At 56.3% G+C, this 24935-nt stretch carries 19 protein-coding genes and 1 pseudogene; 5 read left to right on the forward strand and 15 right to left on the reverse strand.

From position 1 onward, the window contains the following. Positions 1 to 121 precede the first annotated feature (121 nt). Both FSO04_RS48365 and FSO04_RS31425 read right to left on the reverse strand, forming a co-directional pair. Positions 122 to 820 (reverse strand): PAS domain-containing protein, encoded by a 699-nt coding sequence (locus FSO04_RS48365; RefSeq protein ID WP_166618291.1) that lies wholly within the window; start codon positions 818 to 820, stop codon positions 122 to 124. Between the two features lie 190 nt (positions 821 to 1010). Further along, positions 1011 to 2465 carry a TetR/AcrR family transcriptional regulator gene (locus tag FSO04_RS31425; protein WP_154565497.1) on the reverse strand — a complete coding sequence of 485 codons (1455 nt, stop codon included), beginning with the start codon at positions 2463 to 2465 and terminating at the stop codon, positions 1011 to 1013. A gap of 323 nt (positions 2466 to 2788) precedes the next feature. On the opposite strand from FSO04_RS31425, the gene FSO04_RS31430 reads away from it, so the two are divergent. Continuing rightward, positions 2789 to 3889: an AraC family transcriptional regulator gene (locus tag FSO04_RS31430; RefSeq protein WP_166618292.1), complete on the forward strand. Its 1101-nt coding sequence runs from the start codon at positions 2789 to 2791 to the stop codon at positions 3887 to 3889. Positions 3890 to 3943: 54 nt separating this feature from the next. Here the strand turns inward: FSO04_RS31430 and FSO04_RS31435 are convergent, their stop codons facing one another. The 4 genes from FSO04_RS31435 to FSO04_RS31450 all read right to left on the reverse strand — a co-directional run bounded on the left by FSO04_RS31435 (position 3944) and on the right by FSO04_RS31450 (position 7977). Continuing rightward, a complete protein-coding gene (locus tag FSO04_RS31435; RefSeq protein ID WP_154565499.1) occupies positions 3944 to 5434 on the reverse strand; it encodes a cytosine permease in 1491 nt (496 codons plus the stop codon). A gap of 9 nt (positions 5435 to 5443) precedes the next feature. After that, positions 5444 to 5671 carry a hypothetical protein gene (locus tag FSO04_RS31440; RefSeq protein WP_154565500.1) on the reverse strand — a complete coding sequence of 76 codons (228 nt, stop codon included), beginning with the start codon at positions 5669 to 5671 and terminating at the stop codon, positions 5444 to 5446. 568 nt (positions 5672 to 6239) lie between these two features. Continuing rightward, complete coding sequence (locus tag FSO04_RS31445; protein ID WP_166618293.1) at positions 6240 to 7748, reverse strand: cytosine permease; 1509 nt, start codon at positions 7746 to 7748, stop codon at positions 6240 to 6242. A 10-nt stretch (positions 7749 to 7758) separates the two neighbouring features. Beyond that, positions 7759 to 7977: a hypothetical protein gene (locus tag FSO04_RS31450; RefSeq protein WP_154565501.1), complete on the reverse strand. Its 219-nt coding sequence runs from the start codon at positions 7975 to 7977 to the stop codon at positions 7759 to 7761. Positions 7978 to 8543: 566 nt separating this feature from the next. On the opposite strand from FSO04_RS31450, the gene FSO04_RS31455 reads away from it, so the two are divergent. Both FSO04_RS31455 and FSO04_RS31460 read left to right on the forward strand, forming a co-directional pair. Continuing rightward, on the forward strand, positions 8544 to 9434 hold the full coding sequence (locus FSO04_RS31455) for an NAD(P)-dependent oxidoreductase (RefSeq protein ID WP_154565502.1): 891 nt from the start codon (positions 8544 to 8546) through the stop codon (positions 9432 to 9434). Positions 9435 to 9580: 146 nt separating this feature from the next. Continuing rightward, positions 9581 to 10954 carry an aminotransferase gene (locus tag FSO04_RS31460; RefSeq protein WP_154565503.1) on the forward strand — a complete coding sequence of 458 codons (1374 nt, stop codon included), beginning with the start codon at positions 9581 to 9583 and terminating at the stop codon, positions 10952 to 10954. Positions 10955 to 11033: 79 nt separating this feature from the next. On the opposite strand, the gene FSO04_RS31465 is transcribed toward FSO04_RS31460, so the two are convergent. Then, positions 11034 to 11312: a DUF1488 family protein gene (locus FSO04_RS31465; protein WP_154565504.1), complete on the reverse strand. Its 279-nt coding sequence runs from the start codon at positions 11310 to 11312 to the stop codon at positions 11034 to 11036. Positions 11313 to 11777: 465 nt separating this feature from the next. On the opposite strand from FSO04_RS31465, the gene FSO04_RS31470 reads away from it, so the two are divergent. After that, positions 11778 to 12665 carry a phytanoyl-CoA dioxygenase family protein gene (locus FSO04_RS31470; protein ID WP_154565505.1) on the forward strand — a complete coding sequence of 296 codons (888 nt, stop codon included), beginning with the start codon at positions 11778 to 11780 and terminating at the stop codon, positions 12663 to 12665. A gap of 625 nt (positions 12666 to 13290) precedes the next feature. Here the strand turns inward: FSO04_RS31470 and FSO04_RS31475 are convergent. The 5 genes from FSO04_RS31475 to FSO04_RS31495 all read right to left on the reverse strand — a co-directional run bounded on the left by FSO04_RS31475 (position 13291) and on the right by FSO04_RS31495 (position 21658). Next, positions 13291 to 14316 carry a YCF48-related protein gene (locus FSO04_RS31475; RefSeq protein WP_154565506.1) on the reverse strand — a complete coding sequence of 342 codons (1026 nt, stop codon included), beginning with the start codon at positions 14314 to 14316 and terminating at the stop codon, positions 13291 to 13293. 9 nt (positions 14317 to 14325) lie between these two features. Further along, positions 14326 to 16686 carry an efflux RND transporter permease subunit gene (locus tag FSO04_RS31480; protein WP_174825324.1) on the reverse strand — a complete coding sequence of 787 codons (2361 nt, stop codon included), beginning with the start codon at positions 16684 to 16686 and terminating at the stop codon, positions 14326 to 14328. 45 nt (positions 16687 to 16731) lie between these two features. Then, the gene (locus tag FSO04_RS31485) at positions 16732 to 18534 is read right to left on the reverse strand and encodes a DUF1302 domain-containing protein (RefSeq protein ID WP_154565508.1); all 1803 of its coding nucleotides are present in this window, start codon (positions 18532 to 18534) and stop codon (positions 16732 to 16734) included. A gap of 473 nt (positions 18535 to 19007) precedes the next feature. Beyond that, positions 19008 to 20375 carry a DUF1329 domain-containing protein gene (locus tag FSO04_RS31490; RefSeq protein ID WP_154565509.1) on the reverse strand — a complete coding sequence of 456 codons (1368 nt, stop codon included), beginning with the start codon at positions 20373 to 20375 and terminating at the stop codon, positions 19008 to 19010. Between the two features lie 392 nt (positions 20376 to 20767). Beyond that, positions 20768 to 21658, reverse strand: coding sequence for an NAD(P)-dependent oxidoreductase (locus FSO04_RS31495; RefSeq protein ID WP_166618294.1), 891 nt, complete (start codon positions 21656 to 21658; stop codon positions 20768 to 20770). 402 nt (positions 21659 to 22060) lie between these two features. On the opposite strand from FSO04_RS31495, the gene FSO04_RS31500 reads away from it, so the two are divergent. Continuing rightward, the gene (locus FSO04_RS31500; protein ID WP_154565511.1) at positions 22061 to 22321 is read left to right on the forward strand and encodes an IS1096 element passenger TnpR family protein; all 261 of its coding nucleotides are present in this window, start codon (positions 22061 to 22063) and stop codon (positions 22319 to 22321) included. Positions 22322 to 23060: 739 nt separating this feature from the next. Here the strand turns inward: FSO04_RS31500 and FSO04_RS31505 are convergent. The 3 genes and pseudogenes from FSO04_RS31505 to FSO04_RS31515 all read right to left on the reverse strand — a co-directional run. Next, positions 23061 to 23495, reverse strand: a pseudogene (locus FSO04_RS31505) (transposase); the annotation flags it as partial. Between the two features lie 64 nt (positions 23496 to 23559). Then, positions 23560 to 24087, reverse strand: a complete 528-nt coding sequence (locus FSO04_RS31510; RefSeq protein WP_154565512.1) for a TniQ family protein — start codon at positions 24085 to 24087, stop codon at positions 23560 to 23562. Beyond that, positions 24065 to 24934 (reverse strand): TniB family NTP-binding protein, encoded by an 870-nt coding sequence (locus tag FSO04_RS31515; RefSeq protein ID WP_154565513.1) that lies wholly within the window; start codon positions 24932 to 24934, stop codon positions 24065 to 24067. The genes FSO04_RS31510 and FSO04_RS31515 overlap by 23 nt, the downstream gene beginning before the upstream one ends. Position 24935 lies beyond the last annotated feature (1 nt).

A 24935-nucleotide genomic window follows, 5' to 3' on the forward strand; every position in this document is an offset into this window, starting at 1 on the left:
ATGACGAAACAGGTTAAGAACGGCCAAAAGAAGTCGCTGGCAGGCCAATCATGGAGTGCATTGCGGTCCATCGCCCTATGCTAGCGTGACCTCATAGCGAGCTCATGTGTATTCACAGAGTTCAGTTGGCCATCGCCGCCCGAACGCGGCTCACCCTGGTCGCGATACCCTTTGCAAGTCGATCGGTTCCGTCAGCGAGCCGCTTCATTTCGCTGGCCACGACAGCGAAACCGCGACCGGCTTCGCCGGCTCTCGCGGCTTCGACACGCGCATTGAAAGACAGCAGCGACAACGTCTTGATGGTGGTGAGGATGTCATCAGCATCCGAGAGGATGCCGTTCGTCTCCGTGGTGAGCGCCATGAGGCGCTCCTGCTTCTTCAACTCGGCTGCACGCTCCCCCTCAACCCCCAGCACCAGCCCTTCGATGAACAGAAGTTCACCGTTCTCCCCAAAGACCCCTCCACCAACCTCGTGTATCCAGACGGAGCCACGATCCTTGGTCTTCAGGCGGTAATCAATGGTCCAGGACTCCTGCCTCGACAGAGCTTTGTTGACCATACTCTCCATGTGAACGGCGTCCTCACGGTCGAGCAAAGACGTCATCGTCCTCGGGTGCTCCCCGAAAAATTCTGACGATGCGTACCCGGTCAATGTCTCGATTGAAGGAGTGACATACAGCACCGAATAAGTTGCATCATTCATGCAGCGGTACAGGAAACCATTGAGTCGGTCGGTGATGCTGCGCAGGATGCCGAGTTCGTCGCCGCGACTGGCCGGTGCGAGCTGGCCAGTTGCGTCGATATGGTTCGTTGTTTTCATTGCCGGGCAAAGCGCGGCTAACTTCCGCGCCATGAGATGAGGCACCAAGACTTCGCGGCTACAACCTCTGCGCGATGCGTCCCAATCGTGTTGGTTGTCAGAAGATTATCTGACGCGGATGGCTTTTAACATGTGCCCTACGGTCAAGTGACCGTGCCGTTTAACACACGTACCGGACTGTCGAAAGTGACTAGGAAACGATCTCTTTGCCCTTTCCCGTTGAACCACGAGCAATTTCAACAGATATTGCCTTGAACAGCCGCAGCACCATATCCAGGCCCGGTGTTTGCCGGCCCGCGCTGTATGTATAAACTATTAACCCTTCGATTTGCGCCGCGATGAGAGTTGCGCGGGCCAGACATTCACGGCCGGACGCTACAGGGTCAATTTCCCGCACAAGATTGACGTAAATCTGACGGTACTCAGCGTAGGACTTGCTGAGCAGCTTGTGAGTGATGGCCGAGTGCTCAGCCAAGGCAAACATCTCGAACGAAAAGCGGCACACACGTGGGTCGCATGCCTCCTCAAATACGTCCTCGATGATCTCGCACAGCCGCTCAATCGCGGGCTTGTCCCTCGGCAGGCTCATCTCCGACCAGCGGTCGTAGTATGCGGAGAAGAGCGCATTAATTGTCGAGCTAAGGAGGTCGTCGTGTGTCGGAAAATAGTGTTGCAGACCCGACGTGAGAATTCCGACTTCCTTGGCTATACGCGCTAGCGTAAAGTTCCCATACCCTTCCGAGGCCAGAACATTCGCTGCTGCAGCGATAATTTCATTGATTTTCGCCTCCCGCTTGCGGCTCTGCATCGTCGGACGAAGATAGCTCGGTTCCGAGCCACTCTGCCGAACAGCAATCTCATAGCGGCCGCGCCGCATGTGCTTTTCGGAACCGAACAGGCCCTCCCGAACACCCGTGGCTGCCAGAGCCGATGTAAGTGCTGCCACAGAATGCGCATCATCACGTAGCTCAATCGCAAGCGTTGTGGCCGTCAGGCCTGCGACCGTTTTGACGCTCCGTTTGGTCGTTCGCGCGAATTCCTCATAATCCTTCTCTGAATCGTCACTGCGAGCGGCGAATATCATCATGCCTTCGGCCTGCGCCGTGAGCACCAGCGCGCGCGCCTTGCATTCGTCAGCCGAAAGCGTCGGATTAATCTCGGACAACAATCCTGCGAAAATATCCCGATATGCAGCGTAGGCTCCCTCGACCAAAGCAGAAGCATAGGACTCGTGTTGCGCGAAAGCCCACGTTTCGAACAGGAACTTCTCTACGTTGGGCTCGTTGATATCCTCGAAAATTTGCTCGATAAGCGCCGCGCACCGCCGTTGCGCCGTCGCGCCGCTACGATTCGCGATGCAGAGATACTGATCGAGAAAGCCCTGCAGGAAGTTCTTGATGATGATGGACAGCAGTTCATCTTTATCCGGAAAGTAGTACTGGAGGTTGCTCAGCGTGAGACCGGCCTTCGCCGCGACCTTCCGCGTCGTAAAGCCCGCATAGCCATCGTCACGAAAAATCTCCGTGGCGGCTACCAGAATGTCGCCGATCCGACGTTCACGGTTGCGCCTCTGCACCGAACCGGCCTCAATCGCCTCACCCTGCACCTTCATCGCGCCGGCGCGCGCAGCTAACTTCTCTTGCACGTGTACGTCCCCCACAAAGCACCCTTCGTTATCTAGTCGACATTATAGGTCAAAACACCAGCTTACGATGATCTTGCCAACAATTCGTTCGACCGATAGTGCACCAAGATGGAGCGCATCATGCGCACTATCGGAGCGCTAAAACTCCATCCCATAAGGGATTCTACTGGGTTCGGTTTTTATTTTTTGCCTTGATTTGTTGGTCACTCAACTTCTAAAATTAGGTCATACAACCAGATATTGGTCATGAGCTACGCCGCAATTGGAGTGCCTCACGACACCTGCACCTTTAGCGCCCGGGAGCAAACATGGAAAGGCAAAATATGGATTCGGCTATCGCGTTCGCTGCGCTAAACCCTGCGGAAATCACGTTGATTGCTGATACAGCAACGGCCACCGGCATTCCCTCATCCGCAACGCTGGAGGGAACTGGGCTCTCGCCGGCCGCCTTGCTCCAAGGGAAGTGCAGGACATCAATGCAGCAACACGTCACTGCTCTGAGCAACGCCGTAGGTCTTACTGGTGACCGCCTGATGGCCCTGCGCGCAGGCTCGCGCGCGCACCTGACCGCCTTCGGCATTGTTGGCTATGCACTTTGGAGCAGCGCGACGTTGCGCGAAGCGCTCACCGTGGCCCGTGAATATGCGCCGCTGCTCAACTTGAAATGCGGCCCCACGCTTTCAGTCGAGGGAGGCACAGCGATTCTGCGCTTCATCGAACCGAGCGGGCTGAGCATTGACGAGACTGAATTCTCAGTCGAATTCGAGCTAGTGAAGGTCCTGACGTTCCTTCGAGACTTACAAATTCCGCACTTCCAACCATCGTGCGTGCGCTTGCTCTCCTCGTGTGCCGAGCATCACAGCAGAGCCGGCACTTTGCTGGGTTGCAACGACGTCGGCAAAGACACCGTCGCTCAAATCCGCTTTGACGCTGCGTGGCTTGACCACTCGCTGTCGCAAGCCAATCCACGCACCCATAGAGCCTGTCTCGAAGCGTGCGATCAGCTCCTCGAAACCCAAAGTACCCATGTCGACCTTGCGTCCAGCGTACGTTCGATTCTCGCGAATGCCTCCACTGCAATTCCAACATTGCCAGAGGTGGCGAGCACGTTGTGCATGTCAGCCCGCACGCTTCGCCGCCGTCTCGACCTGATGAATACGTCGTATAGCCAGTTGCTCGAAGATGTGCGCAAGACACTGGCCATCCGGTATGTCGCGTCGACTGGTTTGACCACGGAGGTCATCGCCGAAAAGCTCGGCTACAGCGATGCCGCGAACTTCAGCCACGCATTCAAGCGCTGGACCGGTCAGGCTCCGCGTCAATATCGTGCGACGTCGGTCGCGAAAGTTGCTGTGCCGAGGGCAGCGCCCGTCGCCGTGCCGCACGCCGCGCAACGCTTCGAGTTGCTTCAGACGGCGGCTTAGAGAGGTAGGCAGGACCGCCCGAACCCAGCCGGGTTCGAGCAGGAACAGGCAACATCACAGGCTGAGACGCGGCACTTCTTCCTCCGGCAAAACAGCGCCGTCGACGCCGACGCGGGCCGTGTATCCGCCCTTCCCCGTCGGCAGAACAAGCACGCGCATTAACACATAGTATGCGAGCGCGCTTAGGATTGTAGCGGGAATCCCTGCGCCCAAGAACCGAAACCACGGCTTGACTGCGAGAGAGATCGGATCGTATGGTAACGTATAGATTACGATGGCGGCCACCGATACTACAACGGCAATCCAGTTGACTCCGCCCCAAAACCAGTATTTACCGAGTGGTGAGTGGGTGAAGATGTGAGAGGCGCTAAGCACCTGTTTGCGCAAGATGAAATAGTCGACAAAGCAAATCGCCGTGAAGCCAGAGAAAATTGTGCCGTTATAGGCAAGCCAAGTCATGGTTTCTTTCAGAGTCCATTCGGTGTGGAATGCAACCCAAACGCCTGGAAGTAGAAGAATGGCCACAAGCCAGTGCCATCGAATCAGCGCGAACCATTTAATCTGTTGGATTGATACGCCTGCCTGGTAAATCAGTATTACAGAGGTTGCGATGTTCGCGAACAGAACAAAGGTCATGATGGCAGTACCGATGTACTTGCCTCCGAGCTGAATCATCCAGATCGTTGGATCAGGCGTTCCCGCAGTAACTGCTGCATATGAGGCGACGCAGGCAAGGAAACCCGATCCAATAACGCCGGTACCCAGCACCATGGGCCCCATCATAATCGAGCGTCGCTTTACCAGGCGCGCGAGCCCGCCAGCGAATGGCCACCAGCCGAGTCCCGTAGCGAACCCAAACTCCAGGGCGTACGCGAAGGACATCTTGGGATTAGTGGTTAACGCTTCAGAGGCTGGGACATTGGTGTTCCAAAGTGACGGCCCGAATTTCACGATCAACAGGCCAAGCATCACCGCTGTGATCAGCAAATGACCCGGGGATATGTAGTTCGCGACGCGCTCAAACATTCGGGGCCCCTTGCTCGCTACGACCCAGGTTCCGAGAAGCGTTACGAGTGCCACAATGACAACCAAAGCTTCGTTCGGCGCCGCCCCTCCCCCCCTTACAGTCTGGATCACGTTCGCCGCGCCCCGGCCGGTCAGCGCAAAAATCACGTATGTCCAGCCAGTTGCTGACGCCAGACTCCCAACCAACGGGAGGACGGCGCCGCGCGTCCCAAACGAAGTTTTGACAACCTCAATCCCATCGATACCGAGGCGGAATGAAGGCATTCCCATACTAAGCTGGACCGGAACTACACCGAAAATTAGCCCCACAATAAAACCGGCAATGCCAAGCCTAGTATTTCCAACGAACGGCAGCGCTCCACCTATCAGAAAAGCATAGGTGGCTGCGGCAAATGTGACACCCGTCCACATGTACGAAAAGTAACTGTCGTACAGCCGCTCACTGGCATGCAGTGGTAAGCGCCCCGCGAGTGCTTCGCGCTTTGCTGTTGCGCCCACCGCATCTTCAACCTGGCCCATTCCGCGCCCCTAGACAAGAAAATGTATGGCGAGAACCCAGAGAGCGATACCCGCCAGAATCCACAGGAAGCTTTCCGTCAGCACACCGCGCGCGGACTGTGCACATTCCGAGGCAAGGTGTTCCGGGCTCTCGAGCGCATGAATGCGAATGAAGAGTTCTGTCGTAATCTCTTCGTCCTTCGGAGCAGGGTCTTCTGCTTCACTAAGCCCATCGACTTCGTTTCGGTTGTGCAACATCCGAACCTCTCCGCTCAAACAAAGGCTAGCGCGTGGAAACATAGAGGTTCAAACACGGTCCCGCCCAGCCGGCATCGCGTCGTAGGGTTTTCACTGACGGCCGGTTACGGGGCTACCTCCCGCTGACATTTCACAAAACTAACATATCGGATCTGCCCTGTGAAACACGTTGCGCTCAGGCGGACGTGCGGTGCTCAACGGCGCAACGGTCTATCAACTCAAGAGTCGATCACCAAGATCCGCCGCCACCAAAGATCCTTGAGTGTCGGCGCGGGGTGTGCACTGGTTCGAAGCAGCGACACATTCCTCTTGGTTGCTGCAAGGCCGACTGGCGGGAAGACCCCTGGTAAATGCCATGGGCACATTAAAAGATCACGAAGTGGATTTTTGACGCAACAGGCGGTCACTGGTCAAGCAGGCGTTGCAAGCGACACTGGTACGTCTCAGTCCAAACCACTGGCCGATTGAAGGCTGGCTCGCAATTCAGCAGACGAAATCTCCTTGAGCTCATTAGATCCAGCATCTGAACAGGTCAATCCGGCATAGACAGGAACAGCCTGTATGAGCACTACAAGGCAACTGTTACGGCTCCGTCGTCGATTTGTTGAACCAGTGTTGCCTTGCTCATCGTTCGTGCACCCGCGCCGTATCCGCCCTTATGCAACGGAATAATAATGACTTTAACCGCGATAAAGTATGCAAGCCCCGAGAACACAACCATGGGGATGGACGCACCCAAATACTTGAACGGCTCACTCGAGTCCGATGTCACCGGGTTGTAGAGCAACAGGTATCCCCAGGTCGAGAGCCCGGTAATGACGACGGCAATCCAGTTCACACCACCCCAGAACTCGTACTTGCCTCCCTTGATGGCAAACAGATGGGCCGGGTCCAGTTGCTCCCGCCGGAGAAAGAAGTAGTCGACCAACATAATGCCGGTCACACCGACAAACATCACGCCGTTATACGAAAGCCAGCTCATGACCTCGGACAGCAACCACTCCGTTCGGAAAGCAAAGTAAACCCCTGGAATGAGCATGAGTGCCAACAGAACTTCCCACTTGATTTGGGCGAAAAACTTGACTTGCTGAATCGAAACACCGGCAAGGTAAATCATCACCACCATGGTCGCTATGTTTGCAGCAAGGACCACCGTCATCGTAGCGCTACCCAGTACTGGCCCGGCAAGGGAGATCATCCAGATCGTCGGGTCGTGCGTACCGGCGCTAACGGCCGCAAGCGCTGCAACCGATGAAACGAAGGCCGCTCCCATCAACCCTACGCCGATGACCGCCGGCCCCATGATGTGGGCCCGGCGCTTCACGAGCCGCGTCAGACCGCCCATCACTGGCCACCATGTCATGGCATTCGACATGCCGAATTCAACCGCCAAGGCAAGACCACGAGTCTTGTCATGCGTCAGCATCTTGTCAGCAGGCAGTTGGTTCGTCCAGAGCGAATGCAAGCCAAACCGATGAATCAGGATGCCGAACATCATCAGCGTGATCAGCATATGCATCGGCCCGATATAGCCATTGAGGCGTTCGAACAACTTCGGCCCTTTGCATGCCAGCAGCCATACAAGGATCAGTGACGCAAGCGCCACCACTATCACCAGCCTTTCATGAGTCCCACCCGTTGCGCCCGAACCGGTCACTGACACTGCGATATTCGCGGCCCCGCGCGATGTCAAGGCTTCAACGACATAAGACCAGCCAATCAGTGTCGCGAGGAGGCCAAGCAACGGGACCACCATGCCGCGGTATCCAAAACACGACTTGGCCGTATCGATAACGTCGGTCCCATACTTGTAGGAAGGAACGCCCGAAGCGAGTGACACGATTGCCATTCCTATAACAAGGCCGATGACGTAGCCCATAACGCCCAAGCGCCAGTCTCCGACGTACGGCAAAAAGCCTCCGATGAGAAAGGCCCATGTCGCAGCGCTAAATGCGCAGCACGTCCACATAAACGAGCCGTAACTCCCGTAGATGCGTTCGTTCGCCAGAACAGGAAGGCGACCCGAGAGCGCCTCTTGCTCGACACTGTTCGCGTGTCCCTGATTGGATTCGGTCATGGTAGATCTCCTATGCAGCAATATATAGAGTGACTACCCAGAGGACCGCCCCCAAGGCGATCCAGAGCAGACCTTCAACCAGCATCGGACGACTGGATCCCCAGCATTCTGAGTTGGCGTGCTCGCCCTCCACCATCTCGTTCAACTGATTGACGAGGTCTTGATTCAACTGGATCCCACGGTCGCTCATCTCTGACGAGACCTCAACGCCTGATGTTGCCATATCCATTTCCGCTCCCAAATTCTTCGGTCTTCGTGCTCTCGCTGGCCATACTCGTCGTCGCGTGGTGTTTTGCCCCTACGGCGCCTTCCGCAGGCAAAGCAGTCTTTCGTGGATCTGAACCACGAAAGACTACAGTCAAAATAAGGGCAGGAAGTCGAAAATCGATGAGTAATTCGGACAACGCCAATCGCCCTACCCGTGACGACGACTCCAACTGCGCTCACCATCAGACTAATTCCGCCGAAATTCGACGAAAAGGTGTGCCGAGGCCTCAATGACTGTGAATTGTGGACATCGTTGACTGCTCGAGCGATCAGATCGTGTGATGTAACTTCGGAGATTCTCTCCACCCTGCTTGCAGTTGATTGCAGCGCGCCGAGATGCGTCCGGCGCCCGTTCGCTGTGATTGACCGCCGTCCTTGCGACGCGGGTGGCATATAGCCGCCTTCCCGAAACGATCTCCCCCCCGCTCGGACAAGCGTATTGGCCGCCGCTCACATGGCTGGCCGTCGCCGGTGCCGATACAGTTTGTGCATCACATGTCGTGATAGTGCATATTTCTGCGAGGGTGCATGGACAAGCTAAACGTATCAGTCATCGGGCTTGGGCAAATGGGTGCGGCGCTGGCGCGCGCATACCTGAAAACGGACGCTCGGGTCACGGTTTGGAATCGTTCAGTTGGCAAGGCGACCCCGCTCGTCGAGCAAGGCGCCGAACTGGCGCCGGACATCGAGGCGGCCGTTACTGCCAGCGACCTCATCATCGTGTGCGTGGCCGACTACGCGACGAGCGACGGCCTGCTCAAGCAACGCCATGTAGAACCGTTGCTGAAAGGAAGGACACTGATGCAACTGACCACCGGCACGCGCGCCGACGCGGAGCGTTCCGCTCAATGGGCCGCTGACGCAGGCATTCAGTATCTCGACGGCGCCGTCATGGACTACCCAGTCGCGGTCGGGTCGAATGAGTGCTTGCTACTGGCCTCCGGCTCAAAGGCTGTCTACGAACGCCATGCGCAGGCACTCAAGGTTCTGGGCGGTCGCTTCACGTACGTGGGCGAACAGCCTGGCGCGGCGAGCGTTCTCGATGGGGGACTGCTGACCATCTACTACGCGTCGGCAATCGGCTTCATGCAAAGCGCTGGGATGATGATGGCTGAGCACGTAACGCCCGAGACGCTGAAGCACGCACTTGACGCATTCAGGCCTGTCATCGATAAGACTTTTGAATACTGCACGGATCGTATATCCAGGCATGAGTATGCTGGAACGGAAGCGTCTGTTCATGTGCACATGCTGGGCGTGAGGTCGCTGCTCAACCGCGCGAAGTCTGCCGGCGTCGAACACAGGCTTCTTCAACTCTTCGTGGACTACCTCGAAAAAGCCAGCGCGAGCGGTCATCAGGCCGACGAGCTCCCGGCTGTTTTCGAAGTGTTTCGGCCCCGTGAAGCGACAACCACGTAAGAGGTCCACACGCCCGGGCTATCCACTGCAGGTCTTCGACATCTGGCGCTATTCTGCCAGCGTGTAAACACCGTCTTCTCTGATAAGCGTCCCGAACCCTGGTTCCGGACGCTTTTCCTCTTGTGTAGTTAGACACACCTTCCACCATGACCAAAACACCAGCAGCAATTCGCGACATCGAACACACGCTCCACGGGTTCGTTGAGCTGAACGCTCATCGCGAGAATGGATCAACCGTTATCACTGGCGGCAAAGGCGTGTGGGTATTCGACGAAAAAGGTACGCCCTATCTCGAAGGCGCCGCAGGCATGTGGTGCGCCTCGTTGGGATTCGGTGAACAGGCTCTCATGGATGCGGCAAACGAGCAATTCGCAAAGCTACCCTACTACCACTCAGTAGCATTCAAGACGACGCACCCGGCCATCGATCTTGCAGAGCGGCTCGCGACACGTGTCCCAATCAAGAATGCGAAAGTTAATTTCTGTCTATCCGGCTCGGAGGCGAACGACTTCCTTGTGAAAATCGTTCGGTTTTATAACAACGCAATCGGGCGCCCACGGAAAAAGAAGATCATTGCGCGCGTCAATGGTTACCACGGCGCCACGCTAATGGCAACCAGCCTCACCGGGATTACCGCCAATCATGCCGGGTTCGATTTGCCCTTGCCAGGCGTGCTGCACGTGTCCGATCCAAAGGCGTTTAGCAACGCATTGTCCGGAGAAACTGAAGCAGATTTCGCCGCACGCCTCTGCGGGGAGCTTGAGGAGAAGATTCTGCAGGAGGGGCCGGATACAGTCGCTGCGTTCATCGCGGAACCTGTGACCGGCGCAGGTGGTGTGGTGATCCCTCCGGCCGGCTATTACGAAGGCGTTCAACAAATTCTGAAGCGCTATGACGTTCTATTCCTCGCGGACGAAGTCATCACGGGCTTCTGCCGCACAGGGAAATACTGGGGCTCGACGTCGATGGGTATGACACCGAATACCATGACGCTTGCCAAGGGGCTAACTTCAGCATATCAGCCACTCGCTGCGATCGTGCTGTCTGATGAGATCTATCGAGGACTTGAGCTTGGAAGCGCAAATCTTGGGTGGTTCGGACACGGGACTACGTATGCGGGTCATCCTGTAGGTTGTGCGGTCGCGTTGAAGGTCATGGAATTGATTGAAGAACGCGGGATTGAAGCCCACGTTGCTCGTGTCGCCCAGACATTCTCAAAACGCCTTGATGTGCTGCGCGATTTGCCATTTGTTGGCGATGTACGGTCGATTGGACTGATGGGTGCGGTCGAGTTCGTTGTCGACAAGAAGACAAAGACCCCGTTTAACCCCAAGGGCTCTTTTGCGAAAGCACTCAAGGAACGTGCCGAGCAGAAGTATCACCTGATCTGCCGCACGCTGGCCGGCGGTGACAGTTGCGCATTCTCTCCTCCTCTTATCATCACGGAAGAAGAAATCAATGAAATGTTCGATCGCTTTACAAAGGCTCTGGCCGATGTAGCCGCTGGCTATATGCACTGACCTGAAGCGGTGAGAACCGGCCACGTTCCCGCGGGAGCATGACCGGACTTCGCTCTCGGTACGGCTTAAGAACCAGCGGCTATGATGCGGAGACAGATGCCATCGTCAGGTCGGCCCACGTAAGCACCACGGGTACCCCGGGAGAGGCTTTGAGGACTCTCGAAACAGCCTCAAAAATCACCGACCGACCGATATAGAACGCCTCTTTCCTCGGGATAACGTGGTCCACTAGCGCAGCTGCACTTAAGGCACCTTCTGTGACCAGGCAGTTCACAAGCTCGCCGTCTACGATGGCGTCGAATACCGCGTGCCCGTCTTCAAACGAGACCGCGTCGGGGGTAGGAAATACGATTTCCATGAGTAATGGCTCTGAATGAATTGCGGATGCTCGCTGTGAAAATTCGGTTACAGCTCAAGCAAGTCGCAATGTTGACACGGGTCGATGCATTTGAATCTATTCTGCACAAACGCTAGCAACATTTCGAGGTTCTGAGAGGACATTTACATGTGTGTCCCGGCCTACAGAATACGTGGCATCGCTGGGGTACTCCGGCTAGGATATGCGCTTCATGCAAACCTTCAAGTGCCTTTTTAAACACGATGCCTAGGGCGTATGCAGCGCTATCCACTCAAATCCTGTGATGCGCGGCCCGCGAATACGACTAATGTCCCTTCCGCACATTGTTATTGATTCAGGCCCGACTAGACTTAGTACGCGATTCCTGAATTGCATATCGATCTCTTTGCGTCGACTGGCTTTGACGCTTCGAACCGACGCATCAGCGTATTCGAACTATCTGAATATCCGTTACGGAGCCTTCTCATGTCGTCAACATCAAACAAGCAACGCCTCCAGGAAGTTCCGGCCGGTACGCCGGCGGACGAAGTAAAACGAATCATCGATGCCGATGGCGGCGTCATCGTCAAAGGTCTGTTCGCAGGGCGAGTCGATCGAATGAATGAAGAGCTCGACCCGCTTATCGCGAAATGGCACGAGGGTGTCAAGGGCAACGAGTGGATGGAAGAGTTTGCTGGCCGTCAAACCAAGCGCATGACCCAGCTCGTTGCACGAAGCAAGACCTTTCGCGAAGAGATGATTGACGACGCGACGATGCTCTCTTACATCGACACGATGATGCTGGAGAATGCCGACTCGTACTGGATGAACGCGGCCCAAGTGATCCAGTTGCAACCCGGCGAAAAAGCGCAAATGTTGCATCGTGACCTTGAGAACTATCCCATCTTCCGGAAATACGGCCCGGAAGGTCCCGAGGTGATGTGCAACTGCCTCGTGGCGCTCTCTGACTATACGGAAGAAATGGGCGCGACCCGCGTCATCCCGGATAGTCACAAGTGGGCCGACTTCGAAGACCGAGGCGACCCGGCGCAGACCATTCCTGCCGTCATGGAGAAGGGCGACGCACTCGTTTATTCCGGAAAAATGCTTCATGGCGGGGGCGAAAACCGCAGCAGCAAACCACGCCGCGCTTTGGCGCTCGCCTTCTGCCTTGGGTGGCTAGTGCCGGAAGAAGCCTATCCGTTTGTGGTGCCGCTTGAAATTGCCCGAACGATGAGCCCGCGCGCTCAGCAGTTGATGGGATTCCGCTCATTCCACAACTCCAAACTTGGCGGCGGCAGTCTGTGGCAGGTCGACTACCTCGAGCTCGCTGATTTCCTCAAGCTGAACACGTCCGAAGTAACAACGTCGTAAATCTATCCGGCGCCGTCGCCCTTCCCAGCCCTCAGCCATCCTTCATGACAGGCTGCGGGCCGGGGTGCAAGAGCAGGTTCCACTGCATATCACCCGCCGCGTAATACCCCATACTATCGCACATAAACATGCCGTGGGTCCGATTCCGTTAGGCAAACTGCTGATGCTTGTCGCAGCCCCTGCAAATACAACCCAGCTCCTTACCAATTAACGGCCACTGTGAAACCGTCCGTCGCGGTCAGCCGTATATGAAGCCGACGATCAGACCGTAGCCTCCAATCCGTTTTCGTCGACCCACGCTCGCGCCCACTGCATCGCTGACTCGCGCGCAGCATCCTCACTAGCGAATCGTCCGCTCTCTCGTACTCGCATCAACACCTCGCCTCGGAAGAAGATGATTCCGCGCGCACTGTAGCTGCCATCGGAATTTCTCACTTCCTCAACGGCGAGGATGTGTTCTCGATACCGATTCATGATGCTCAAGATCTCTGATCTCCTGGATAGGCAGGAAAGGCAATCTGCGCGTGGCAAGCAAACTCGCTCCCTACTCGCCACGCACGCTGCTGCCAACCTTAGACGCCTACTGCTATGAGGACAATGCCGTGGAGGCAAGCCCATACCAAGACTATTGCTTTACCGGCCCACTGTCGGAGAAAAGAACCACTCTCCCGTCCTGTGCCTGCGCTGCCGCAGTCAGTGGCAATCTGTCAGAACGTTGTGCTCCGCCAAAGGTCTTTCCGTCGTCGTTGCTCAGCATCGAGACGCCATCCAGCGCAACCGCGAGGACCGTTCCATTCGAACGCTGAATGATGCCGTTCACCGAGCTGTGGAAGCTCGTCGAGACGTTGCTCCAGGTCTGGCCGTCATCACTACTGCGGTAGATTGATCCGCGAAGGCCGCCGACCAGCAGCGTGCCGTCCCTCAACGCCGTACCGCTCCAGAAGCTGCCGGCATATCCGGTCGGAAGGTAGGTCCACGATGTGCCGTTGTCGGCCGACCTTAGTACGAAGCCTTTCTCAGCCGAAATGAACAGCTCGCCCTTCGCATTCGGGAACATGCCGTAGAGGTTGACATCTGCCTTTGTACTGCCCGGCGGCGGCGGCAGGGCAACGTCCTTCCATGTCGCACCGCCATCGGATGTATGCAGCATCAAGGACCAAAGCCCAACGGCCCATCCCTCCGACTTGTCCTTGAAATACACCGAGAAGAATGGTCGATCATTGGCGATGTCGACGCGCTGAAGCCGCCACGTCTCGCCAGCGTCGTCTGTTCTGAGAATGGCGCCCCACTGCCCAACAGCCCAACCCGTCTTATCGTCGACAAAGACCACAGACGTCAACATCGAACTGATCGGCACGCTAGCGGCCTGGCGATAGTGTTCGCCGTTGTCGTCCGACAGCAATATGGCGCCATGGTCGCCAACGCTCACGATCCGCTTTCCTGCCGTGGCAGCGCTAAGCATTGCCGCGCCAAGCGCTCCAACACTGTGCGCAGCCGGCGTAACCGCCAGTACTGGCTTGTCGGCCGGTGCGTCAGCAGCCAGAACATAGTTCGAGAAGACCAGCAGGCAGGCAGCCGCCGCGCATGCCCGGACTCCTCCGCGTGGCGCGCTTACGGGCGAATGGAACAGATTCCGCAGAATACTTTGCATCGAAACACCTCAGTGACTGAGAACGCCGGGCGCGCGTACGGGGCGGCGCCGCGGAAAGAGCTTTTCCAGAACAACGGCGAGCGCAGGCAGCGCTGTCATCGCCATAACGAGATTGACGACAAACATGAATGCGAGCAGCTTGCCCATGTCGGCCTGGAATTTGAGCGCCGAGAAGGACCAGGTCGCAACACCGATCGCGAGCGTGATTGCCGTGAAGATCGTTGCCATGCCAACCTCCAGAATCGAATGCTCCAATGCCTTAACAATCGTTTCACCGCCCGCAAGGTGAGCCTGGAGTCGATTGTAGATATAGAACGCGTAGTCGACGCCAATACCGACGGCCAGCACCATGACCGGAAGCGTGGCGACCGTCAGACCAATCTCGAACTCCTTCATGAACCAATATCCAATGAAAGTGCCCACCGTCAGCGGCAGGCAGCATGCGACCACTGCCCGAAGATCTCGATAGACCGCAAAGACGAGTATGACGATGGCCAGATACACGTAAAGCATCATCGGCAACTCGCTCTTCTCAACCTCGTCGTTTGTCGCCGCGAGCACACCTGCATTGCCTGCGGCCAGCCGGAGTTCGACACCCGCGGTCTTATGGCTCGAAGCAAACGCCTTGGCGGCGGCAATCACCCGGTTGATGGTCGACGCCTTATGGTCAGCAAGGTAGAGATGGACCGCCGTCATGCTGCAGTCCGGGCGCATGTAGCCGCGCACACGGTTGATTTCAGCACTGAGCGACGAGTAGTTCCCCGGGTCGATCGGCACCACACCCATCTTAGGGTTGCCCTCGTTGTATCCCTGATTGTAAGTTCGCAGCATGCCGGCGTATGAACCGACCGACACGACGCCAGGCACGGTATTCATCTCGTAGGCAAGCGCATCACCATATTGCCCGACAGCTGGCGAGTCGCACGAATTCGGCGGTGCTTCGATAACCAGCGTAAGCCAATCAAGACCAACATCGAAGCTGCTGGCAATCGATACGGCATCACGATTGAAGCGCGCGTCAGGGCGCAATTCAGGTGCCCCCGGTTGCAACGTCCCCACTACGCGGTCACGACTTTCCCATACCGCCGCTGAAAAGATTCCGGCAACAACAAACAAGGTGATGACAGCGTTGCGCGGCTCGGCGATACGTGCAAGCACCCGAAGCCATCGGGCACGGCTTTCGCGCTTCTGCATCGCCTTTTGCGCATACTCACGTGTGAAAGTGAAGCAAGACGCGGCAACCGGCAGCATCACCAAGTTAGTGAGGATCTTATACCCGACACCCAGCGACGCCGTTATTGCCAGTTCTCGAATCATCGGAATCGGAATGAGTAGCAGCGTAACGAACGAAACGAACGCGGTGACCAAGGCCAACGTGCCTGGAATCAGCAGGCCAGTAAAACTGTGCCGCGCGGCCTCCTCGGTCGTTTTGCCGTGTGCCAGTTCTCGGACGATGAAGTTAATCTGCTGAACCCCGTGCGACACGCCGATAGCGAAAACCAGAAAGGGAACGAGCACGGCTAACGGGTCCAGCCCGAATCCCAGTAGGCGTAACGTGCCGAACTGCCACACGAGTGATGTAAGAGAACACACGATCGGGAGAATCGTGAAGCGCAGAGAATGGCAATACCAGTAAACCGCAACTCCAGTCAGCACCAACGCAATACAGCAGAACAGCAGAACACCCTCAGCTCCGTCCGCGATATCGCCAATCTGCTTGGCGAAGCCGATGATCTGGACCTCGTACCCCGCGTCCTCAAATGGCTTGCGAACTTTCTCCTCAATCAACTTGTTGTAGGCGACGTAATCGAGAACCTTGCCATCCGCACCGACCTCATTGATCGAGGCGGTCACCATGGCAGCTTTCTGGTCCCGCGAAACCAGCGAGCCCATGTAGCCGCCCTGATCCGTTGCCTTGCGCGCAGCTTCAACCCGCGCGGCATTCATATTTTCCGGTGTGACTGTTCCTGGGATAATCGGCTCGGCGCGAAAGCCCTCCTCCGTGATTTCGTTGACGAAGCTGTTCGGCGTCCACAGAGACTGCACACCAAGCCGGTCTACGTTCGGCAGATAAGCAACAGCCTGCGTGACGTTGTATAGGCGCGTCAGTCCTTCCTTGTTCCAGATGGTGCCGTGTTTGGCGCGGACAACGACTGTAAGCCGGTTGGCACCCAACAAATCATCGCGATATTTCTGGAACGTCTTGATGTATTCGTGGCCGATAGGAATCTGCTTCTCGAAGCCGGCCTCCATCCGCAGCTGGATTGCGAACGCACCCATCACGACGGTGAAGAGCAAGAAAGTGATGAGTGTCATGGCACGATGCGCGAACAACCAACGTTCGAGTCTTCCGATTGCACGTATAAGCACGGTCTTTTCCTCAAAAACAAGTCCCCCATGCGGGGGGACGGAGTGCTAGAAATTGCGGGTCACAAAGGCGCCGACAAAGTCACGGTCCCGATAGTACTGGTACGGAGCCTTGCCCATATATGTAGTCCAGTTGATGCCGGCTTGCCATGTCGCCGGGTTCTGGTTGAAGAGCACATACACGTTGAGCGAACTCGCGTTGTGGAGATAGTTGGCGCTGAACGTCGGCGTATTGCCGAAAAGCGTGCGCGAATAAGTAGCACCCGGAGTAACCTGCCAGCCGTGAATGAGTGTTCCGTCATATGTCCAGTTAAAATCGGCCACCATGCCTGCCGACGTTGACGTTCCGACTCCGATCGGCGTAGCGTTGGGGCTCGAGGGGTCGTTCAGCCACGTCACGTAGCCCGCCGCCGGTATTTGCTTAACGGTCTGTCCGTTGACTGTGCGGGTGATGACACTGTTTGAACTGATGCCAGGAAACTTGGTAACGCCGACCTCCAGAGAAAGGTTGGCCGTGTCCGCACCACCTAAAGCCTTCAGAACTATCGGATAGTTTGCTGGCGTAATGCTCAGCAATGCGTCGATGTCGAGGTTGATATTTTTCTTGTCTTCCCACAACGGACAATACCCACTGGCGGCGTTTGTATTTGCGTCGATGGGTCCGTTCGCACCGTAGCAGCCTGACAAAGAGACCGCGTCATGGGGACGATAGGCGAGTTCACCACCTATAGCCCAGTCCCCAAGTTGAAAGTTCGTGCTCAGCCCGAAGAGTTGCCGACTATTGAGGTATTGATATTGATACTGGCCCGCGGATGTAATGTTCAGCACAGGGCTCTTGTCGTTGTAGCGGAGGTAATACACACCAAAATCTGCCTGTAATGACGTCGGCTTATAGTGCATCGAAATGCCATACTGGCCGCTGTTCTTGCCGTAGACGTTACCTGCCACGGGCACACCGATGGCATTAAACGGCGAGCCCGCGAAGGCACCGTTCACCAAGCCGACGTTCGCCGCCCCGTATCCGCTCCGAGTACCGTTGCCGGCGATGGTCGCGCCATCGGCCGCGCCAATATTCCCGTTCACCGTACTGACGCTTAGCGGAACTGCGCCGTTGTTTAGGGAGTCCGACGTACTGAAGTACGATCCAACCGCAGGATAGATGTTGCCATTCCATCCGAGCTGGTAATAGGCAGACATATTGAGACCGCGACCAAGCGCCGATTCAAATTCGATCATTGGCGCCGGAAGGACAGCTTCTTTTAGTTGCGTCCCCGGGATCAGAAGCTTTTGATAGTCATACGAGTTGGTTGCGTTGATACCACCTGCCAGGAAGAGACTCTCGCCCCAGTTGACAACCTGATTACCAACGCGAATGTGTGCGGACTGGTCTGCGAGACGAAAGTCCTTCTCGGCCCACAGGTCTAGCAACCGGATGTTGCGGACCATTTGTGCATAGGCGGCAGAACTCAGTTCCGTCCGACTGGTATTCGCCGCTGCAAAGTCATAGAAATATGTCGCGCGCGCCAAGAACTTTAAACCGTACTCCGGATCATCGAGGAACAATTCGTTGGTGCCTTTCAGGTACGCCGTGAACAGTCGATTACGCCGATAGTTAAGATCGCCGTCGTCGCCGTTCGACCATTGTGCTGTGTTAGCGGTTCCGCCGCATGAGACAGAGTCGCCGGTCAATGCACAACTTGGATCGTGAAGACGATATCCAATGCCTGCAGTATATGCGGAGTCGAAGTTCCCCTGGATACCACCGTATGTAAACGTAAAGGCATGCGCACACGATGCTGCCACTGCGGTTAGAACACCAACAGACGCCAACTTTGTTTTCCGAATCTTCATGCCTCTCCCCTAACGTTTCAATTTTGCGCACGAGTGGACATTCCTTGCCGCTGACGTCATAGCGTGCGACGTTTTCATCACGGTGATTTCCGGAACCACTATGCATAAGAGTCCGACAACCGCACAGTAATAAGCGGAAATTTCTCCGCCAATGTTGGTAATGGCCATGCGAATGGTTTGCGGGGCCACTTTTGATGAAGTGTGGTCAATGCATTCACCGAGACCGGATTCCGCTCCATGCCTCACAGTGAATTTTTCTATCTGTAGTTCCAGAGGCATGCTGATGGACTGCAATGCAGACGGGCGTGCGACGAACCGTTCGCCTATGAGGCTCTCTACAAATGGCCGAAGTGGTGAAATAATGTGAATACGTAGAAAAAAGGCCTGACCACTGGGTGCAGTCAGGCCGAAACTGAAGGTACTACTCTTCGAGAGGAATCACGCGAAGCGTGGATTCGCGTGACGCAGCCGGTTTAGCGGCTGCTTTGTTGCTGGAGACTTTGCATCGTGTAGAAATCGTCACGGAGAATCGCATTGTCGCCGCTGTCCTCGTAGTACTTAGCATCCTTGGTCGCGCCGAACACGAGACCGTCACCAACATAGCGGCTCGAATTGACGTCGTACATGACGAATTGGTCCGCGCTACATGCGCCACCCAATTCGGCAATCGGAATCGCCGGTGACTCCTTCACTTTCCAGACCTTGCCTTGGGTGTCGTAGTCATCGCCAGCAACCGCAATCCACGAATCCTCGTCCAGATAGAGCAGCTTCTTGGGCATAGTGTGACGCATGCCGGATTTCACCGTGCCCTCAATCACCCACACACGATGCAATTCGTAGCGTCGGTTGTTCGGGTTGATGAAGTGGTCTTGCGCGCCGTCAGTAGCAGAGGTCTTGGTATCAACCATACCGAATGCGTTGTACGGTACGTAGATTTCCTTCTTGCCTAGGAGCTTCCAGTCAAAACGATCCGGAAGTCCGAAGAAGTTCAAGCTCTGGTCGACGGTATACTGGTTTTCGAAACCAATGAGGGGAGCATCGTACGCATAGCTTGGTAGACGACGAACTCGGCGCTGCCCAGTGAAATAGTAATAGGATTCGCTGTCTTCCTTAAAGTAGACGCGGTTCACAACGGCTTGTCCTGCCAAGGCGGCCGGCGTGTTGTACCCATAGTACGCACCCATCAGAAGCGCGTTGCTTGACATTGGGGTAGTTTGTCCTTTCCTACCCCATGGGAAGTAGTAGGTTTGCTTCCAACGAATATCGATGCGATTGCTCTGGCCAGGACTTGCAGAGACCATCGTGTAACCATCTTGCCATTCCATCCCAACGCCGTGATAGCGTGTGAGAAAGTTCCACATGGCTTCGATACCGGACTTCGGCTCGGGAAACGGTACGCTCGGCATTTGCGCGTTCGTCAGCGACCAGCCATCAGGGCCAATAGCGGCCTTGCCAGCGGCAGCCTTTGTGTTCGCCTGCACGAAGGCCGGTAGCACACAGTCACGATGCGACGGGTACACCGGCATCGTGTAGCCCTTGTTCGTTTTGAGAAGAGCAATTTGCCCCGGCGTCAGCTTGTCCGCATACTTCTCGACGTTCGACGCGTCGATTACGACTGAAGGTTTCTCGCCTTTGTACTTCCAAAAATCCGCGCGACTCTTACCAGGCCCCCAACCCGAGCTAACGCTGCTGGCATCGTCGAATGCGGGAACTCCGTCTTTGCTTGCGCCCGCGTCGGCACCTGCGTACGTCAAGTCAGCAGCAAAAGCAGCTGCTGTGGAATCAAACAATACAGCCGCCAATGAAATCGCGGCAAATAGTTTCGTCCGGGAAATCGCCATCACATCCTCTACGGTTTTACGCCGCGCTAACGGCTGGGCCCATCGCGCAATCGAGAGAGAACGAGGCGCTGGGCCTGGTTCAGGCGGCAAGGTCCGAATATTCTTGCCACTCACACTCTTTTGACTTCAACAAGCGATTGGTTTGTAGGTTAGAGTGGCTGGGCTGGTCGAAACATGTTCCAGCAGGACAAAATGTCAGTGACAGGAGGTCAACCGCGCGGGAACGCTTTGTACGGCGTAGAAAGAGGTGTCGCACGCGAAACATCAGTGATGCCTTCGCTTTGCCGAGACGAAATATCGTGAGTTATTGGTTTCGTAATGATCGGGGGAAACGCTTCCCTAGGCGATGCCCCCTTGTGCGAAACCGCTATAGGGGGCATCGCCACGAAGGACTAACTGCCGTCTTTCACGGATGCGTACATGATAGAAATGTCTCTCTGACCGTTTCCCGCCCGTTGCGCTTTCTCGAGATAGCTCAGATAGGCCTTTGTGGTCTCATAACCGATATTTTCCGCGACATACGCGTCGCGAACGACAAGCTGTCCTGCATGGTGCACGTCAATCGTAGCCTGGTCGCCCGAGTAGTCGCCTTCGGCTATCCGCCTGGTAATGTCACATAGCCCGTCCGCGAGCATCGTATTCATGATGCCGGAGATCCTCCGGAACGACTCAGGGTTTACTGCAGCCCGCTCCGCAAGCGCAGCGCCTTCAAAAAAAGCGGTCAGCGCGCCAAAATAGTATGCGTACAGCGCAAGATAAACCACGGACGCAGTACCCGGATCGTCACCGAAGAATTCGGCTTTGCCTGCCATGGCTTGCAACACAGCTTTGTGTTCGGCAAACCCCTGTGCGTCGCCCGAATAAAGAATGGTCGTCTCCGGTTTGCCAATGTCCCGAGGGTAGGCCATGATTCCGCCGTCAACGTACCTCCCGCCCTTTTCTTGAACGTAGCTGGAGATACGGCGTGCGTCGTCGGAACTGCCGGTGCTCAGATTGACGACAGTCTTTCCCAGCAGCATTTGTCCGACGCTTTCGGTCCGAAGAACCGCTTCTGTCGCAGCTTTATCAATGGTGCACATCACAAGTAAGGGACTCGCGGCGGTTGCCACTTCTGCAGCCTCAGCACCGGTCGCGCCTTCGTTGACAAGCTCAGCCATACGACCTGCCGAACGGTTCCAGACGGTGACATCGTGACCAGCGCGCAGCAATGCACGCGCCAGCGTGCTTCCCATTGCGCCAAGTCCAAAAACCGATACCCTGCGATTTCTTACAGTTTCATTCATTACGAATCCCCTCATTTCAAGTGACAAATTGATGCACCCGTCATCCCTACACCTGCGGCGTACTCCCCATCCATGGCCGCTGCTGACATGAACCCCAGGCACTCGGTGCGGCCTATTCTCGGCCAGAGAAAGGCTTAGCGCCATGTTATTCAAGGACAATCGAAAACGTGCCGCAGTGGATTTATCACATCGGCGCTCGTTCGTGGCCGCTCGGCGTCGGGTGGTCGCCTCTTTGGTGATTGACGGCACCGTCAAACGGAAATGATGCTGACTTTTGACTGCTCCTTAGCTATGAGGAAACGCTTCGCTAAAGGGAATGTTTCTTTGAACGCCTACCCGACCGACAGGACTCCCTTTATCGGAGACCGCGCCAAAGCTGGGGCTGGAGTCTGACCTGCGAATATGGCCGAACGGAGCAGCTATAGTGGGTCGATGTTCGGCGATTCTTCCCAAACCACTTCCTTGCTCCAGTTGCGAATCAGTCTGCGGGGCGTCAGCCGTTCGGTCTGGCGGCGCCTGCTGATTTCCCAGCAGATCACGATCGCGCAACTGCATCATGTGATGCAGCTCGCTATGGTCTGGAACGACGAACACCTGCACCAGTTCATCATTCGCGGCTCCGAGCTATGGCGGGCATCGCGACGGCGCACTGCAGTTCTTTGATGGTTCTGCCGGACAGCGGCCATTGACGGAGCATGTCGCGCATCCACCGATGGCATGCGGCCAGTTACAAATGCACGCCCTAATGGGGTCGCTAAGATAAGTATGCCTATCATAACCATAGTGTTATTCGCCTAATCCGGCACTGTCGAAAACGCGGCTCGTTCGGCAAACCGTCGCAGGTCCCCCGACCTAGGGCCGTCGGCGACCCGCTGATTTCATCGGAAATCGATGTTGGGAGAGGGGCCCGTGCTGCACGATGCGAAGTGGCATTTAATACGCGTAGAGCGAAGCAAAGTTGTCACCGAAGGGGAAGTAAAGTTGTCACCCATTGAAAGGCCAGAGTAAAAGGATATATTTATCCCCTCAAGGGTCAGGCCTTGCAGCGTTGTAGAATCGTTTTAGCCATCCTGGTGATGAGAAGCTTGATGACGCGTCCGGTTTCTCATCGTCTGGCTACGGAACTGATCCGCACCAGTCATCCATCGGGATCAAGGCGAGTGCCGGTGTTCTGGCCGTCGCCCCTGGCTCATTCGAGCTCCAGAAAATCGTCGGTGCCAGGCCAATGTCCAAAGGAGTACACGTCAATTCCATGGTTGCCCGCGTGCAGGCACAAGACTGTTGTCGGCTCATGGCCTGGGCGTCTCAGGGTTCGCTGCATCGGGATGGCCGGGGGTCGGGCACAATCAACTCAATGGTTTGACGCCAACAAATTTACCGGGCTCTCGGCCCCCCGCCAAACTTAGCTAAAGCATCGTTTAACCTCGAAGGGTTTGCCGTCACGCATCATGTAATAGGCCGCACGCGCCAGCTTGTGCGCGAGTGCCTTCATCGCGACAACCGGCAAGCGTTTTGCCTTCTTGCGTTCATAAAAGCGCCTTGCCTGCGGGCAGCAACGCAGCGCCACTGCGGCGGCTTCGATGAACGCCCAGGCGAGATACTTGTTGCCGTTCTTGACGTTGCCTTCGCCCTTTTTCTTGCCGTTCGAGATCCGCTTGCTGTCAACGCATCGGCAATAGGAACTGAAGTGGCCGACGTCGGCAAACCGAGTGATGGTGCCGGTCTCAAGCATGATCGTGGCAGCGAGCACGTTTTCGATGCCGGGCGTGCTCTTCAGGGTCTCGAACTCGGGGCGTAGCTGTGCCTCCTGATGCAGGATCGTCTCAAGCGCAGTAATTGTTGGAGATCGTTAATTTTGCTAGCGGTGTCCATTCGAGCGCTAATGCTGTCCATTAATTCTGCTAGCGCAGGCGGCCCGTGGCCCGAAACAAGCATTTTTCGCGGTAGCGGCTGATCGCCCGAAGCGCGGCGTCGAAATGATTTGATAGCCGGAACACGGACGCCGGCACCGTTTCAAGGGGCCTGTGGTGCACGCTACAGAATTCGGCGGTCGGATCAAGCCACTCACGTTTCCAGCGTGGCGCTGACACGTCCGCGTCATTTAGCACGAGGCATCTGAAGCAGTACGGCATGCAGCGACGGTCAGCGAGCCATGCCGGTGGCGTCTGTATGTGGCTCAACCTGCCGTCATCAAGACGCGCGAGCGTCGCGAATCGCCGTAGTGCTGATTGCGAAATCGCCGGGAAAAGTATCCATCCCGCAGTTCCCAGCACAGGCATATCTTCCGAAACGCTGAGTTCCCATAGCGTCCCAACGCTAATCTGATAACGCGTCGCAACCCTGCCTAGCCAGCTTCCGAAAGCTTCTTCATAAAATGGCCTCGGGGCGACCGGCCACGAGGCCGCGTTACGGCGTGGTTCGACAGACATGCTCAAGGTGTGTCATGTCGATCAATTCGTCACCGTTGCGAATCGCCAACTCCGCGGCGTTGTTCAGCATCGTCGATATTTCACCGGTTAATCCGCCGCTCGCGCTCAAGACAAACTGAACGATCTCGCGTCGCGCGAGGTCCGAAGGTTTGCGCAGCGGCAACACTCGTTCAAATGCGGCAAGCAGCCGTCGCAGGCCCTCGCTTTCGCGCCAGCGGGGAATCTCAAATGGCGTATAACGGCTGATCATCTGGGTGTCGGTTTGAAGCGCCAATACTGCATCGCGGGTTCCGACCAGAACCATGCAGATCTGCAAATCATTGGCGAGAAACTTGAGAAGATTCAGGGACACACGCTGCTCGCGATAACTGCCGGCCAACAGATGATGGATCTCATCGACAACCAACATCCGAGGGGATACGCGTCTCAGAATGTCACGAGCCAGGCGTTCCAGGGACGCCAGACCGGCAGCAGCATTGTGCGGAGCTCCTAGCTCGAAAAGAAGCCCCGAATAAAATCGGTGCTGGTCTGGAGTCGGCGGCATCTGCATGGAAACGACCGAACAACGTTCGACCCCGCTTCGTTCGTCAAACTCGTTGGGATGCGCTCGCCGGAATTTGGCGGTGATTTTTGTCTTGCCAATATTTGAATCGCCATGCAAAAGGAGGCACGGCATCCGGTCTCGGCGAGGCGTCTCGTATAGACGCTCAAGTTGCTGCAAGGCTTGCGTGGCGCGCGGGTAGTCTATCAAGCGATCGCGAAGAAGCCCAATAATGCGTTCGTCGTTCCCCAACTCGGCCTGCTTTCTGGCGGCTGGCAGCAAATGCGCGAGCGTGCCATTTTTCATC

This window comes from Paraburkholderia madseniana (assembly GCF_009690905.1).
Taxonomy (GTDB): domain Bacteria; phylum Pseudomonadota; class Gammaproteobacteria; order Burkholderiales; family Burkholderiaceae; genus Paraburkholderia; species Paraburkholderia madseniana.